Source organism: Rhodococcus sp. FH8 (genome assembly GCF_019266085.1).
Classification (GTDB): domain Bacteria; phylum Actinomycetota; class Actinomycetes; order Mycobacteriales; family Mycobacteriaceae; genus Rhodococcus_F; species Rhodococcus_F qingshengii.
In genome coordinates this window covers 361618-375196 of sequence record NZ_LPNQ01000078.1, presented here as the reverse complement: position 1 = coordinate 375196, position 13579 = coordinate 361618, and the positions used below count along the sequence as shown (strand labels likewise).

The window sequence follows — 13579 nt, the reverse complement described above, 5'->3', positions numbered from 1 at the left end:
CTCCCTAACCGCGCACAGGCCGAAGGCCTAACGAGCGAAGAGCAGCGCTCGCTTGACTTCCTGAATAGCCTTTGTCACCTGGATGCCGCGGGGGCACGCGTCGGTGCAGTTGAACGTGGTGCGGCAACGCCACACGCCGTCCTTGTCGTTCAGGATGTCGAGACGCTCGGAAGCGGCCTCGTCACGGCTGTCGAAGATGAACCGGTGTGCGTTCACGATGGCAGCGGGACCGAAGTAGCTGCCGTCGCTCCAGTACACGGGGCACGACGTGGTGCAGCATGCGCAGAGAATGCACTTGGTGGTGTCGTCGAAACGTGCACGGTCGTGCTGGCTCTGGATGCGCTCACGAGTGGGCTCGTTGCCACTGGTGATGAGGAACGGCTTCACGGCGCGGAATGCGTCGAAGAAGGGCTCCATGTCGACAACCAGGTCCTTCTCGACGGGCAGGCCCTTGATGGGCTCGACCGTGATGGTGACAGGCTTGCCGTCCTTGGGGAGCATGTCCTTCATCAGCAGCTTGCAGGCCAGACGGTTCACACCGTTGATCCGCATGGCGTCCGATCCACAGACACCGTGTGCGCAGCTGCGACGGAACGTGAGGGTGCCGTCGAGGTAACCCTTTACGTACAGGAGCAGGTTGAGCAGACGGTCGGTGGGCAGTGCCGGGACCTGGAAACTGTCCCAGTGCTGGCCCTCGCCCGATTCGGGGTTCATCCGCGCGATCTTGAGAGTGACCATGACGGCCCCCTCGGGAACAGCGGGGAGTTTGGGTGCATCTACAGCAGGCGCAGACATCAGTACTTACGCTCCATCGGCTCGTAGCGGGTCTGGATCACCGGCTTGTAGTCCAGACGGATGTCGGAGAGCAGGCCGTCACCCTCCTTGTACGCCATCGTGTGCTTCATGTACTCGGCGTCGTTGCGGTCCGGGAAGTCCTCGCGAGCGTGGCCGCCGCGCGATTCCTTGCGGTTGAGGGCGCCGACGACGGTGACCTCTGCCATTTCGAGGAGGAAGCCCAGCTCGATGGCCTCGAGCAGGTCGCTGTTGTAGCGCTTGCCCTTGTCCTGGACCGTGATGTGGTTGTAGCGCTCCTTGAGAGCACGCACATCCTTGAGAGCCTGGGTGAGGCGCTCTTCGGTGCGGAAGACGGAGGCGTTGTTGTCCATCGACTGCTGCAGCTCGGTGCGGATGTCCGCAACGCGCTCGTGGCCGTGATCGGACAGGATGACGCCGACCCAGTCTTCGACCATCGCGGCGGGGGTTTCCGGCATGTCGACGAACTCGGTGGAGTTCGCGTACTCGGCCGCAGCGATGCCGGCGCGACGGCCGAACACGTTGATGTCGAGGAGCGAGTTGGTACCGAGACGGTTTGCACCGTGTACGGAGACACAGGCGCATTCGCCGGCCGCGTACAGACCCTTGACGATCTCGTCGTTGTTGCGCAGCACCTCACCGTTGATCTTGGTGGGGATACCGCCCATGACGTAGTGGCACGTCGGGTAGACGGGCACGGGCTCCTTGACGGGGTCCACGCCGAGGTAGGTGCGCGAGAACTCCATGATGTCGGGGAGCTTCTCGTCGAGAACTTCCTCGGGGATGTGCGTCACGTCGATGTAGACGTAGTCCTTGTTCGGGCCGGCGCCGCGGCCTTCGAGAACCTCGAGGACCATCGAACGCGCCACGATGTCACGCGGAGCGAGGTCCTTGATGGTGGGTGCGTAACGCTCCATGAAGCGTTCACCGTCGGCATTACGGAGAATGCCACCTTCACCGCGGACGGCTTCCGAGATCAGGATGCCGAGACCGGCGAGTCCTGTCGGGTGGAACTGGTGGAACTCCATGTCCTCGAGGGGCAGGCCCTTGCGGAAGATGATGCCCATGCCGTCACCGGTGAGGGTGTGCGCGTTGGACGTCGTCTTGTACATGCGTCCCGAGCCGCCGGTCGCGAAGACGATCGACTTGGCGTGGAAGATGTGCAGCTCGCCGGTCGAGAGCTCGTAGCAGATGACACCGGTGGCAACCGGGCCGTCCTCGGTCTCGGTGATGGCGATGTCGAGCGCGTAGAACTCGTTGAAGAACTCGACGTCGTGCTTGACGCAGTTCTGGTAGAGCGTCTGCAGGATCATGTGACCGGTGCGGTCGGCGGCGTAACACGCACGGCGGACGGGTGCCTTGCCGTGGTCGCGTGTGTGGCCACCGAATCGACGCTGGTCGATCTTGCCTTCGGGCGTGCGGTTGAACGGCAGACCCATCTTCTCGAGGTCGAGCACCGCATCGATGGCCTCCTTGGCCATGATCTCGACGGCGTCCTGGTCGGCGAGGTAGTCGCCGCCCTTGACGGTGTCGAAGGTGTGCCACTCCCAGTTGTCTTCCTCCACGTTCGCCAGTGCGGCACACATGCCGCCCTGGGCCGCGCCGGTGTGGCTGCGGGTGGGGTAGAGCTTGGTCAGTACGGCCGTGCGGGCACGGGGGCCAGCTTCGATTGCCGCACGCATGCCTGCGCCACCGGCGCCGACGATGACCACGTCATAACGATGTTCCTGCATGAAGTCTGTGCTCCCCTAGCTCGCCGAGATATTGGGGTCGAAGGTGAAGATGACGTACGTGCCCAGGCCCATGATCAGGATCATCGAGAGAACGAGGATCGTGGTCAGCCAGAAGCGCGTGGAGTCCTTGCGGGAGTAGTCCGCGATGACCGTGCGCAGACCGTTACCGCCGTGCAGCTGTGCCAGCCACAACATCGTCAGATCCCAGAACTGCCAGAACGGGCTGGACCAGCGACCTGCGACGAACGCGAAGTTCAAACGGTGAACGCCACCGTCGAGCATCAGCATGATGAACATGTGGCCCAGGACCAGAACGATCAGGGCGACGCCGGAGAAGCGCATGAAGAGCCATGCGTACAACTCGAAGTTGTTCCGAGCCTTCGCGCGCGGGGACCGCGGGTTGTCCAGGCTTGCGGGACGGTCGTATGAGGTGCCCAGGCTCTTGGCTTCGGGTCCGTGAGTAGTCGCCATGTCAGTGCTCCGCAAACATGTTGATGAGGATGCGTCCGGCGCCTGGGATCATCACCAGGAACCAGATCGTCAGAATGGTCCAGAGCATGACGCGCTGGTACTTCGGGCCCTTCGACCAGAAGTCCACCAACATCACGCGCACGCCGTTGAGGGCGTGGTAGAGGACTACGCCGACGAGGCCGATCTCCATGAGGCCGACGAGGGGGTTCTTGTACGTGTCGATGACGGCGTCGTACGTATCGGGATTGACCCGAACGAGTGCCGTATCGAGAACGTGTACGAATAGGAAGAAGAAAGTAGCGACGCCTGTGATCCGGTGTAGAACCCAGGACCACATTCCGGGGTCGCCCCGGTAAAGCGACCTCGTGCGCTCCTTCTGAGGAGCGGCTTCAGTCGTAGTACTCATCGAGTGCTGTGCCTCCAACGTCATTGGTGGACGCGTCGAGCCTGCAGAGAGCTTCGATGTACCTCAGCCCGGGCTCGACGGGATCCTGAACCGACTTGACTCAGACTCTAAACCTATGTGAAACCGGGAACTAATCAGATGCGGGATTCGTACGCGTACCAAACTCTTTGTAAGGTTTGCCTTTCCAATCTCGCCGAGACGGTTTCGGCGTGGTTTCTGCATCCATTCAGTCGGCGTGATTGGATAACGAACCATGGGTGACATCGACTGGAAGTTGTTGCGGCACAACGCGCAAGTGGTCATGCGGCAGGCTTATGCACCGTACTCGGGCTATGCAGTGGGTGCAGCTGCCCTGGTAGACGATGGTCGGATCGTCTCAGGATGCAATGTGGAAAATGTCTCATACGGTTTGAGCCTGTGTGCCGAATGTGGACTCGTCGGTAACTTGGCCGCCACCGGGGGCGGGCGGCTGATTGCCTTCACGTGCTGCGACGCGAAGGGCTCGATTCTGATGCCATGCGGCAGGTGCAGACAGCTTCTTCTCGAGCACGGCGGGGGTGAGATGCTTGTCGACACGAGCAGTGGGTTCAAGCCGCTGAGCGAGCTGTTGCCTGATGCTTTCGGGCCGGAACAAGCAGAGGGGCTCCGCCATGTTTGACGCAGTTTCCATCATCGGCGCCAAGCGTGACGGCCGCGAGCTGTCGGGAACCGAGATCGACTGGATAGTTCAGGCGTTCACACAGGGGATCGTCGGTGACGAGCAGATGTCGGCGCTCGCGATGGCGATCTACTTCCGCGGAATGTCACGAGCAGAGACCGGCCGATGGACCGAGGCGATGATCGAATCCGGCGGGAGGATGGACTTTTCGGACTTGCCGCTGCCCACCGTCGACAAGCATTCGACCGGTGGAGTGGGGGACAAGATCACCCTTCCGCTTGCACCCCTCGTCGCTGCCTGTGGTCTTGCAGTCCCGCAGTTGTCGGGCCGCGGACTCGGCCACACCGGTGGAACTCTCGACAAGCTCGAGGCCATTCCAGGTTGGCGAGCCGAGCTCACGGCGACGGAGATGGTCGACATTCTCTCGGATCCGAAAATCGGCGCGGTGATCTGCGCTGCCGGAGCGAATCTGGCCCCCGCGGACAAGAAGCTCTACGCGCTGCGCGACGTGACCGGAACGGTGGAATCCATTCCGCTGATCGCAAGTTCGATCATGAGCAAGAAGATTGCCGAGGGAACCGGCGCCCTGGTGCTCGACGTCAAGGTCGGTTCCGGAGCGTTCATGAAGGACCTCGGCGACGCGCGAGAGTTGGCACGCACGATGGTCGAGCTTGGCAACGACGCCGGCGTGCGTACAAGCGCTCTCATCACCGGGATGGACACCCCGCTCGGATTGACGGCGGGCAACGCCCTCGAGGTACGTGAATCCGTCGAGGTGCTGGCAGGCGGCGGGCCGTCGGACGTCGTCGAGCTGACCCTGGTCCTGGCTCGGGAGATGCTGTCCGCGGCTGGGATCGACGGTATCGACCCCGCAGACAAACTGTCCGACGGCACAGCCATGGACCGGTGGCGCGCGATGATCGCCGCCCAAGGTGGGGACCCACACGCGACGCTGCCGACAGCTCGGCACAGCGACGTCGTCACCGCGGACCGAGACGGCGTACTGACCCGACTCGACGCCATGGCGGTGGGCATCGCGGCCTGGAAACTGGGAGCCGGACGCGAACGGCAGGGCGAAGCCGTTCAGGCCGGTGCCGGCATCGAGATGCATGCAAAGCCGGGCGACGTGGTCCGTGCCGGGCAGAAGCTGATGACATTGCACACCGACACTCCCGAGAGATTTGATGCAGCGCGACGAAGCCTCGGCGGTGGATGGTCGATCGGGACCGATTCCGACACCGTTTCGCGACCGTTGCTCATCGAGCGAATTGTGGGTGATTCGCGTTAGCGTTGGCGAATGAACGCACCGGAGTTGACCACGATCCGCAGCGCACCCAAAGTTCTTCTCCACGATCATCTCGACGGAGGACTCCGACCCGAGACCGTTCTCGAACTGGCCGAGCAATGTGGCTACGACGAGCTGCCGGCGAATACGGCATCCGAACTGGCGCAATGGTTCCGAACTGCCGCTGACAGTGGATCGCTCGAGCTCTACCTCGAAACGTTCGCGCACACAGTCGCCGTGATGCAGACCCCCGAAGGGCTCGCACGGGTGGCACGTGAGTGTGCCGAGGATCTGGCCGACGACAACGTCGTCTATGCCGAGGTCCGTTTTGCGCCCGAGCAGCACCTGGAACAAGGCCTGAGTTTGGACGAGGTCGTCGAGCACGTTCTCGAAGGTTTCCGGGCCGGCGAATCCGCTGCCAGGGTCGCGGGACGGGAGATCCGCATCGGCTGTCTTCTCACGGCGATGAGGCATGCCGCGCGGTCGCGGGAGATCGCCGAACTCGCTGTGCGATTCCGGGACCGCGGGGTTGTCGGTTTCGACATCGCCGGTGCCGAGGCCGGTAACCCACCGAGCCGGCACCTCGACGCTTTCGAGTACATGCGTGACGCGAACGCCCACTTCACGATTCACGCGGGTGAGGCTTTCGGGTTGCCGTCGATCCACGAAGCCATCGCCTTCTGCGGAGCGGATCGGTTGGGCCACGGCGTGCGGATCGTGGACGACATCGACGTAGGAGTGCAAGGTGGGGCAGAGTTGGGTCGGCTCGCGAACTACGTCCGTGACATGCGCATTCCCCTGGAACTGTGCCCGAGTTCGAACGTGCAGACCGGAGCCGTAGCCGCCCTGGCGGACCATCCGTTCGGACTCTTGGCGGACTTGCGCTTCCGAGTGACCGTCAACACCGACAACAGGCTGATGAGCGACACCACCATGAGCCGGGAAATGGCCGCGTTGGTCGAGACCTTCGGTTACGGATGGACCGATCTCGAACGCTTCACCATCAATGCGATGAAGTCGGCCTTCATCCCGTTCGACGAGCGCCTCGCGTTGATCGACGACGTCATCAAGCCGGGCTACGCCGTGCTCATCGGCTAGATGACGTGCGCCCGACTACTCAGATCGAAGCCGGGCCTCGAACTCGCGCTCGAGTTCGCGCCAGGCCTCGGATTCCTTGGTGAACGGCGCACTCGGAGCCATCCGCGACGGATCGGGGTTGAGGAGGTACGAGACGTACCAACCCAGCTCGTTCGACGCGGACAGAGCCTCCTCGGTGGAGTCGTCGTCGGCGAAATCTGCTGCATCGGTGAACAATTCGACTGCGAGTTCCAGCTGCTCGGCATCTACGACGTCCGGGCCCTGGGCGAGGTCGTCGGCGATGCCGGGTAGAACGTAGACGTTCTCGTCCGTGACCTCGATTTCGAGTGAACCGTCGACGGCCGCATTCTGAATTTCGCCGTACGTACTGACCTGCGAGAGATCGTGTTCGTGGTTGTCGGCGAGGTAGCGAGCGAGTGCGCGCTCGCTACGGAAGACGGTGATCAGTCCGTCCTTGCCGAGGAAGATCGCCTGCTCTCCCATGTAGCAGCGCAGAGTGTAGAACGTCTCGGCCGAGGTGATGATGCGGATCGGGTCGACACCGACCTCACCCCAGAAGGTCTCGACTTCGTCTTCGTCCTCTTCGAGGTCGTCTTCGTCGAATTCCTCGTCCTCGCCCTCCTCGGCGACATCGTCGGCGTCGACGGTGTTCTCGGCGGCAGCGAGCAGTTCAGCTTCGGCGACCGCCACAGCAGCTGCATCGACCTTCGGGGAGGTGACCACCTTGTCGATGGCGTCGAGAACGGCGTCCCAGTCCTTGACGATCGCAGCGCCGACCTGGTCCCACAGCTCCAGGCCTTCGCGGCCTTCGAAGGTGCCGGCGCCGGTGGCAAGCGCGCCGAGTACCGGATGGCCGCTGAAGAAGCGGATGACCGCGTCGAGTTCGCACACCTCACCGATGTTGCGAGCCATGTTCAGGGTGTCTTCGAGTTCCGAGACCACCAGTGCCTCAGGGTCACCTGCGGCCAGTTCCGGCACGCCGACGAAGTCGAACGTGAAGTTCTCTTCCGGTTCCAACTCGGCTGCCGACAGTCCGGAGACGACGGCCCACGCTGGATGCTCGACCAGGTCGTTGTCGGAGTCCGTTCGGATGAAGGCCGCGAGTTCCGCGACGGAGGAGAACCCGTAGAGGTCTTCCTCATGGCCGAGAAACGCTTCCCACTCGTCGTCGCCCTCGCGCCAGCGGGGTGCCCACAAAGTGACGAGGTCTCCGTCGGTGAGTCCGATTTCGATAGGGACGATGTCTCCAGCCATGGGCGGAAGCCTATCCACCGCAGAGCGAAAGGCATAGCGGGGGTTCGTCACGTTTGTTTCAGTGCCACTCGGAGCTCACTGACCAGTCGCTCTCGTTCGTCGTTGGACTGTTGAACTGCCTGGTGAATTGTTGCCACCGTCAATGCGGCCACCGTGCGAGAATTCATCGCGGTGATTGCGTCGGTGATCCGTAGGTCGACCAGAGCGCCCAGCCCGTCGACAGTCGCCGTGACTATCCCACCCTCGCTCGAGACGACTGCCCGCAGAGCGCCGACCCCGTCGACGGCTTCCTGCAAGAGTCCGGTCCGGTGTTTCGCCAGCTCCATGATTCGATCAATCTCGCTCATATCGAACGCATCCAGCTCGACGGAAGGTTCTGGCCCTCGGCGGCGTCGACATCGGCCAGTTCGTCTCGGGTCGGTAGACCGAGCCGATCGAGGATCGCTGCCGGGACTCCGGTCTCCTCGAGCTCCACACGATGGCGGGCGCCGGCCTCGATTGCTGCTTTCGAGCACAGCGTGAGTATCTGCTGCGCCAACCGCTGCCCGCCGTACCGCAGTTCGTCCTGGCTGATCCTCAGGTCCACGGGCACGGCGTGCTCCGTGGCGCGGACCGCGATGGTTCCGTTGCGGTTGACGGCTACGGCTGTGATGATCGGCGGTGATTCGCGCTTGTTCTCGGGCATGATTCCCTGTCATTCCGTCGGACGGTAGAAGCCGTGAAAGCCCATGCCGCTGTTCGTGGTTCGGATGGCGCTGATCTCGACAGGATCGCCGGCTTCGACCATCTGACCGTTGCCGATCACCATGGCGACGTGTCCGTCCCAGACCGCGAGGTCGCCCGGCATCAGATTGCTCTGATCGACCTGGTTCCCGATTCCCTGTTCCTGAGCCAACCTCGGAATATCGACTCCGGCCTGGCCGTACGCCCATTGAGTCAGCCCGCTGCAGTCCAGACCGACTCCCGGCGTCGTGCCTCCCCAGGCGTACGGGACACCCTGTTGAGTGAGCGCGTTGCGTACGGCAGCAGCGGCCTCGGCGTTCGGTGCGGTGGCAATCGAGCCGTCGGGAAGTTCGACCTCAACGCCACCGACGGAACCGGAACCACTTGCGGAACCGGAACCACCGACGGAACCGGAACCACCCGCCGACTCGGAGACCCCAGGTGCGGGATCGGGTATCGGGACGGACGGGACGAGTGCGGACATCTTGTCGGTCGACCCGGCCAACTCACCGCGTACCCGCTCGATAACCGATACCGCGCGTCCGAGGTGCTCCAACGCGGCCGACAACAACATCAATTGGCCCGTCGGTGTCATCAGCGTCGGCCCGGCCTTGATCGCGAGTGTCAGAAAGGACTGGAGAATCTCACCGAGTTCGGTCATTCCCGCGTACACGGACGTTGTCGCTTCGTCCACGACGCCGGCGATGTCGGTCCCACGATCGGCGAGGTTTCGCGTCGACGTCTGCGTCTGCTCGGTTTTGGTCACCGCAGCGGTGAGTGCCGTGGACGAGCTCTGAGAGGACGCCAGTTCGCTCAGAGCAGCGCTTCCCAATTGGTATGCGATCTCGAGGGCGTCCGTAGCGATTCGGATGCCGACGTCGGGTCCACTTGCGCTGGGGGCACCAGTCCCGACAGTGTCGACCAGATCGATGATCGGTCGTGCGAGTGCGTCGACGTCGATCATGAGCGTGCGGCTTCAGCGAGAGTCCTTCGTACCGATTCCTCGGAGTCGAGATAGACGGCATGAGCGTCGAGGGCGGCCGACCGGACACTGGAAATTACAGTGGACAGTCGATCGATGTCGTCGATGTGCGCTTGTTGTGCCCGGCCCGCGACGCCGACGAAGTCGCCGCCGATCAGCCCGAGCACAGCGGACAGAGCCATGTGATCGCCACCCGCTGCGTCCTGTCGAGCTTGCGCGACGTTGTCGGCAACAGTGCCCAACCGCCTGGCGAACTCCGCGATGCTTTCAGTGTCCAGATCCAGATTTGTCAACTTGTCTTCCCCCCGTTGCGCTTACTCCTTCTTGGACGCCGCGCGGGGTGCTCCGGTTCCCGAGGAACTATTCTGATGGTCATGCAAACGCACGTAGTCGACCATCCGCTCGCGGCGGCCCTCTTGACGACAATGCGTGACGCACGCAGTGAGAACGCAACTTTTCGTTCCGCACTTCGCAGGCTCACGCACATGCTGGTCTACGAGGCCATGCGTGACGCGGAGGTCGAGGAGTTCCCGGTCGACACCCCGGTAGCAGCGACGACGGGCATCCGGCTCGCGAAGCCGCCGTTGTTGGTACCCGTGCTGCGGGCCGGTCTGGGCATGGTCGAACAGGCGAGTGCGCTGATTCCGTCGGCCGGCGTCGGCTTTGTCGGAATGGCACGTGACGAAGAGACTCATCAGCCGGTTCCGTACCTCGAATCCCTGCCGGCGGATCTGTCCGGGATCCCGGTGTTCGTGCTCGATCCGATGCTCGCCACCGGTGGTTCGATGGTGCACACCATCGACTTGCTGGTTGCGCGTGGCGCGACGGATGTCACGGCAGTGTGCGTCGTGGCCGCTCCGGCAGGCGTCGACGCGCTGGCAGCGTCCGGCCACCCGGTTCGTCTGGTCATCGCGAGCATCGATGACGGACTCGACGAGAACGCTTTCATCGTCCCCGGTCTCGGTGACGCCGGCGATCGGCAGTTCGGACCCCGCTAGAGCGAAAGGGCGAAGGTTCGGAGTTCGGCCAGCCGGGCCTTCGCCTGCTCTACTGCGTTCGCGAGGTCGTCGCGGTTCGCCACCGGGACGACAACTTCGAGATAACACTTGAGCTTGGGCTCGGTGCCGGACGGTCGCACCACCACGCGGATCGACGGTCCGTCGAATATCACTGCGTCCGTGCGCATACCACCGCGAACCTCGGCCAAGTCCTCGACGGTGACCGGCTCGCCCGCGAGTTGGCTTGGCGGATCGGCGCGTAGTCGTTTCATCATTTCGGCGATGTCGCTCGAATCCTCGACGCGGCGGGATACTTGGTCCCCACGATGCAGTCCGAATTCGACGGCATAGTCGCCCAGAACGTCCAGCAGGGTTCTGTTGCTGACCGCGAGGGTGGCAGCCAAGTCGGCCACCAGCACGGCAGCCGAGATTCCGTCCTTGTCCCGCACCACATCCGGATCGACGCAGTGCCCGATCGCTTCCTCGTAGGCGTAGACGAGTCCGTCGCCGGCACGCGTGAGCCACTTGAAACCGGTGAGTGTCTGCGCAAACCTGGCTCCGCGGGCTCTCGCCAACTTCGAGAGCAGGGTCGAGGAGACGATCGTCGTCGCCACCAACGAATCTTCGGGCGCCGTGCTCAGTACGTGGTCGGCCAGGAGCACCCCGGTTTCGTCGCCGCGCAACATGCGCCACTGATCACCGTCGCGAACTCCGACGGCGCAGCGGTCGGCATCCGGGTCGAGTGCGATCGCCAGATCCGCGTCGACACGTCGGGCAAGGGCGAGCAGGCGGTCTGCGGCGCCGGGCTCTTCGGGATTGGGGAACTCGACGGTCGGAAACGTGGGGTCGGGATCGAACTGCTCCGCCACGACGTGCAGGTCCTCGAATCCTGCTGCTCGCAGAGTCGCGGCCGCAGTCTCGCCGCCGACGCCGTGCATTGCCGTGAGCGCAATCCGGATCGAGCGTGCGTCGCCGTGCGGGAGGGTCGCGATGCGGGCGATGTACTCCTCAACCAGAGAATCGTCGGCCGGAATCACCGACGCCCGCGCGACGTCGGCGGCACCACCGATGCGGGCGATCTCGCTCTCGATTTCACGATCGGCGGGGGAGACGAGTTGCGCTCCGCCCGAGAGATACACCTTGTAACCGTTGTCGGCGGCAGGATTGTGGGAGGCGGTGATCTGGATACCTGCCGCTGCCCCGAGCCTGCGCACCGCGAACGCCACCAGCGGTGTCGGCAGTGGGCGGGGGAGCAGGGTCACCTCGAACCCAGCCGCTGCCATGACCTCGGCGGCGGCGAGAGCAAATGCCTCTGAACCGAGCCGGGCGTCGCGGCCGACCACAACGCGGGACCCGCCCTGGCAGCGAGCTGTCAGCCAGGCCGCCAGACCGGCGGTGGTCCGGATGACGACCGCGAGGTTCATGCCGTTGGGTCCACCGCGCACCGGCCCGCGAAGCCCAGCAGTGCCGAACGTCAGTGGTGCGGAAAAGCGTTCGGTCAGTTCATGTTCGGAAAGGGCGGCTAATTCTGCGCGGGTAACTGGGTCCGGATCGGCGTCGATCCACTCGGTGACGTTCAGTGGTGTCACAGCTGCTCGACCAGTTGACGCAGCAGCACTCCCATCCGGGCCGCCGAGGCTTTGCCTGCCGCCAGCACTTCCTGATGGTCGAGCGGGGCGCCCGTGATTCCGGCGGCCAGATTGGTGACCATGGAGATGCCGAGAACGCGAGCGCCGAGCGCGCGAGCCGCGATGGTCTCGTGAACTGTCGACATGCCGACCAGATCGGCGCCGAGTGTACGAAGCATTCGAATCTCGGCTGGAGTCTCGTAGTGCGGACCGGGAAGCCCGGCGTAAACACCCTCGGCAAGGTCCGAGTCGATCGAGCGAGCCAGCGCACGCAGTTCCGGCGAATAGGCGTCGACCAGGTCGACGAACTCTGCGCCGACGAGGGGAGAGCGGGCCGTCAGGTTCAGGTGGTCACTGATCAGCACTGGTTGTCCCACTGCGTAGTCCTCGCGGATACCGCCGGCCGCATTGGTGAGGATGACGGTGTCGGCGCCGGCAGCAATGGCTGTCCGGACCGGGTGGACGACGGTACCGAGATCGTGGCCCTCGTATGCGTGCGCGCGCCCGAGCAGCAGCAGGACTTCGGTGTTTCCGACGCGCACCGAACGAATGGTGCCCGCATGGCCGAGGGCGGACGGTGGGGCGAAGCCAGGAAGATCCGCCATCGAGACTTCGGCTGTCACGTCCGCACCGGCGTCGCCGAACACGTCTGCGGCATCGGTCCACCCCGACCCGAGCACGATGGCGACTGACGGTGACGAAGAGCCAGTCATGGCGGACAGAGCAGCGGCGGCGGCCTCGGCGATCGTTCCCATGTGAGCAACCCTACTGAGGAGTCGGGTCGGTTCGCCGGGTGAGTTGGCGGGCGTTACTCTCCCATCCATGCCTTATCTCGAACGCGACGGCGACGTATTCATCCTGTACCTCGGCAACGAGGGCGAAACGGACAACGAGAACCGCTTCGGCCCTGAGTGGATCGACGCTGTTCACAGCAAGTTGGACGAGGTCGAAGCGCACGAGGGGCCCGCAGCCCTGGTGACGACGGCGACGGGCAAGTTCTACACGAACGGCCTGGACACGACGTGGATCTTCGGCAATCTCGACGGTCTCCCCGGCTACCTGGACAAGGTCCACACCATCTACAGCCGTTTGCTGACCTTCCCGATGGCCACGGTCGCGGCCGTGCAGGGGCACGCGTTCGGCGCCGGCGCCATGCTCGCGTCCTCGCACGATTTCCAGATCATGCGCGCGGACCGCGGCTTCTACTGCCTGCCCGAGGTGGGACTGAACATGCCGTTCACTGTCGGGATGTCTGCACTGCTGAACAGTCGTCTGCCCAAGCAGACGGCAGTCGATGCCATGACGACGGGGCGTCGCTTCGGCGGCGCCGACGCACTCGCTGCCGGCATCGTGCAGGAAACGGTCGACGGCGACGGAGTACTCGCCGCTGCTGTGGCCAAGGCGTCGGCACTGACGTCGACTCACGGCAAGAACTTGGCGGGAATCAAGGCAGGCATCCACCGCGATGCTCTTGCAGACCTCGCTCAGGTGACTGACAAGAGCAACTTCTCCTTCGGGTGAGACAATGAT

Annotated in this window: 16 protein-coding genes; 5 read left to right on the top strand and 11 right to left on the bottom strand. The window is 63.8% G+C overall.

Going from position 1 to position 13579, the window contains the following annotated elements:
- Window positions 1-27: 27 nt before the first annotated feature.
- From ATN38_RS25585 to sdhC, 4 genes are read right to left on the bottom strand one after another with little or no spacing between them, the layout of a single operon-like run.
- The gene (locus ATN38_RS25585) at window positions 28-795 is read right to left on the bottom strand and encodes a succinate dehydrogenase iron-sulfur subunit (RefSeq protein ID WP_003940925.1); all 768 of its coding nucleotides are present in this window, start codon (window positions 793-795) and stop codon (window positions 28-30) included.
- Window positions 795-2546, bottom strand: a complete 1752-nt coding sequence (sdhA, locus tag ATN38_RS25580; protein WP_003941011.1) for a succinate dehydrogenase flavoprotein subunit — start codon at window positions 2544-2546, stop codon at window positions 795-797. Before sdhA ends, ATN38_RS25585 begins: the two co-directional genes overlap by 1 nt.
- A 15-nt stretch (window positions 2547-2561) precedes the next feature.
- Entirely contained in the window at window positions 2562-3017 is a 456-nt protein-coding gene (locus ATN38_RS25575; RefSeq protein WP_003940699.1) for a succinate dehydrogenase hydrophobic membrane anchor subunit, read from the bottom strand.
- A gap of 1 nt (window position 3018) precedes the next feature.
- Window positions 3019-3423, bottom strand: coding sequence for a succinate dehydrogenase, cytochrome b556 subunit (gene sdhC, locus ATN38_RS25570; RefSeq protein ID WP_020969155.1), 405 nt, complete (start codon window positions 3421-3423; stop codon window positions 3019-3021).
- Between the two features lie 253 nt (window positions 3424-3676).
- Between sdhC and ATN38_RS25565 the strand changes: the two genes are divergently transcribed.
- Genes ATN38_RS25565 through ATN38_RS25555 form a run of 3 tightly spaced genes read left to right on the top strand, consistent with a single transcriptional unit; the run spans window position 3677 to window position 6464 of the window.
- Window positions 3677-4081 carry a cytidine deaminase gene (locus ATN38_RS25565; protein ID WP_042449639.1) on the top strand — a complete coding sequence of 135 codons (405 nt, stop codon included), beginning with the start codon at window positions 3677-3679 and terminating at the stop codon, window positions 4079-4081.
- Entirely contained in the window at window positions 4074-5369 is a 1296-nt protein-coding gene (locus ATN38_RS25560) for a thymidine phosphorylase (RefSeq protein WP_064112722.1), read from the top strand. Before ATN38_RS25565 ends, ATN38_RS25560 begins: the two co-directional genes overlap by 8 nt.
- Before the next feature lie 9 nt (window positions 5370-5378).
- Complete coding sequence (locus ATN38_RS25555) at window positions 5379-6464, top strand: adenosine deaminase (RefSeq protein ID WP_050654872.1); 1086 nt, start codon at window positions 5379-5381, stop codon at window positions 6462-6464.
- Between the two features lie 15 nt (window positions 6465-6479).
- Here ATN38_RS25555 and ATN38_RS25550 read toward each other — a convergent pair whose 3' ends face one another.
- From ATN38_RS25550 to ATN38_RS25530, 5 genes are read right to left on the bottom strand one after another with little or no spacing between them, the layout of a single operon-like run.
- On the bottom strand, window positions 6480-7718 hold the full coding sequence (locus tag ATN38_RS25550) for a primosomal protein (RefSeq protein WP_218748916.1): 1239 nt from the start codon (window positions 7716-7718) through the stop codon (window positions 6480-6482).
- Window positions 7719-7765: 47 nt separating this feature from the next.
- Window positions 7766-8065: a YbaB/EbfC family nucleoid-associated protein gene (locus ATN38_RS25545; RefSeq protein ID WP_037129075.1), complete on the bottom strand. Its 300-nt coding sequence runs from the start codon at window positions 8063-8065 to the stop codon at window positions 7766-7768.
- Window positions 8062-8403 carry a hypothetical protein gene (locus ATN38_RS25540; protein ID WP_054825561.1) on the bottom strand — a complete coding sequence of 114 codons (342 nt, stop codon included), beginning with the start codon at window positions 8401-8403 and terminating at the stop codon, window positions 8062-8064. The genes ATN38_RS25545 and ATN38_RS25540 overlap by 4 nt, the downstream gene beginning before the upstream one ends.
- 9 nt (window positions 8404-8412) lie before the next feature.
- Complete coding sequence (locus tag ATN38_RS25535; protein WP_003940886.1) at window positions 8413-9405, bottom strand: C40 family peptidase; 993 nt, start codon at window positions 9403-9405, stop codon at window positions 8413-8415.
- Window positions 9402-9716, bottom strand: coding sequence for a type VII secretion target (locus tag ATN38_RS25530; RefSeq protein WP_003940812.1), 315 nt, complete (start codon window positions 9714-9716; stop codon window positions 9402-9404). The genes ATN38_RS25535 and ATN38_RS25530 overlap by 4 nt, the downstream gene beginning before the upstream one ends.
- An 81-nt stretch (window positions 9717-9797) precedes the next feature.
- Between ATN38_RS25530 and upp the strand changes: the two genes are divergently transcribed.
- Window positions 9798-10421, top strand: coding sequence for a uracil phosphoribosyltransferase (gene upp / locus ATN38_RS25525; protein ID WP_007727319.1), 624 nt, complete (start codon window positions 9798-9800; stop codon window positions 10419-10421).
- On the opposite strand, the gene ATN38_RS25520 is transcribed toward upp, so the two are convergent.
- Both ATN38_RS25520 and ATN38_RS25515 read right to left on the bottom strand, forming a co-directional pair.
- Window positions 10418-12010 (bottom strand): phospho-sugar mutase, encoded by a 1593-nt coding sequence (locus ATN38_RS25520; RefSeq protein WP_218748914.1) that lies wholly within the window; start codon window positions 12008-12010, stop codon window positions 10418-10420. The genes upp and ATN38_RS25520 overlap by 4 nt on opposite strands.
- Window positions 12007-12804, bottom strand: a complete 798-nt coding sequence (locus ATN38_RS25515) for a purine-nucleoside phosphorylase (protein ID WP_218748912.1) — start codon at window positions 12802-12804, stop codon at window positions 12007-12009. The genes ATN38_RS25520 and ATN38_RS25515 overlap by 4 nt, the downstream gene beginning before the upstream one ends.
- 67 nt (window positions 12805-12871) lie before the next feature.
- On the opposite strand from ATN38_RS25515, the gene ATN38_RS25510 reads away from it, so the two are divergent.
- Complete coding sequence (locus tag ATN38_RS25510; protein WP_003940710.1) at window positions 12872-13570, top strand: enoyl-CoA hydratase-related protein; 699 nt, start codon at window positions 12872-12874, stop codon at window positions 13568-13570.
- The last annotated feature ends 9 nt before the right edge of the window (window positions 13571-13579 follow it).

Coding starts and splice junctions, on each gene's coding strand:
- ATN38_RS25535 (WP_003940886.1), bottom strand. CDS start 9,405: ATGATCGACGTCGACGCACTCGCACGACCGATCATCGATCTGGTCGAC.
- ATN38_RS25550 (WP_218748916.1), bottom strand. CDS start 7,718: ATGGCTGGAGACATCGTCCCTATCGAAATCGGACTCACCGACGGAGAC.
- ATN38_RS25540 (WP_054825561.1), bottom strand. CDS start 8,403: ATGCCCGAGAACAAGCGCGAATCACCGCCGATCATCACAGCCGTAGCC.
- upp (WP_007727319.1), top strand. CDS start 9,798: ATGCAAACGCACGTAGTCGACCATCCGCTCGCGGCGGCCCTCTTGACG.
- ATN38_RS25545 (WP_037129075.1), bottom strand. CDS start 8,065: ATGAGCGAGATTGATCGAATCATGGAGCTGGCGAAACACCGGACCGGA.
- sdhC (WP_020969155.1), bottom strand. CDS start 3,423: ATGAGTACTACGACTGAAGCCGCTCCTCAGAAGGAGCGCACGAGGTCG.
- sdhA (WP_003941011.1), bottom strand. CDS start 2,546: ATGCAGGAACATCGTTATGACGTGGTCATCGTCGGCGCCGGTGGCGCA.
- ATN38_RS25575 (WP_003940699.1), bottom strand. CDS start 3,017: ATGGCGACTACTCACGGACCCGAAGCCAAGAGCCTGGGCACCTCATAC.
- ATN38_RS25585 (WP_003940925.1), bottom strand. CDS start 795: ATGTCTGCGCCTGCTGTAGATGCACCCAAACTCCCCGCTGTTCCCGAG.
- ATN38_RS25555 (WP_050654872.1), top strand. CDS start 5,379: ATGAACGCACCGGAGTTGACCACGATCCGCAGCGCACCCAAAGTTCTT.
- ATN38_RS25510 (WP_003940710.1), top strand. CDS start 12,872: ATGCCTTATCTCGAACGCGACGGCGACGTATTCATCCTGTACCTCGGC.
- ATN38_RS25565 (WP_042449639.1), top strand. CDS start 3,677: ATGGGTGACATCGACTGGAAGTTGTTGCGGCACAACGCGCAAGTGGTC.
- ATN38_RS25515 (WP_218748912.1), bottom strand. CDS start 12,804: ATGGGAACGATCGCCGAGGCCGCCGCCGCTGCTCTGTCCGCCATGACT.
- ATN38_RS25560 (WP_064112722.1), top strand. CDS start 4,074: ATGTTTGACGCAGTTTCCATCATCGGCGCCAAGCGTGACGGCCGCGAG.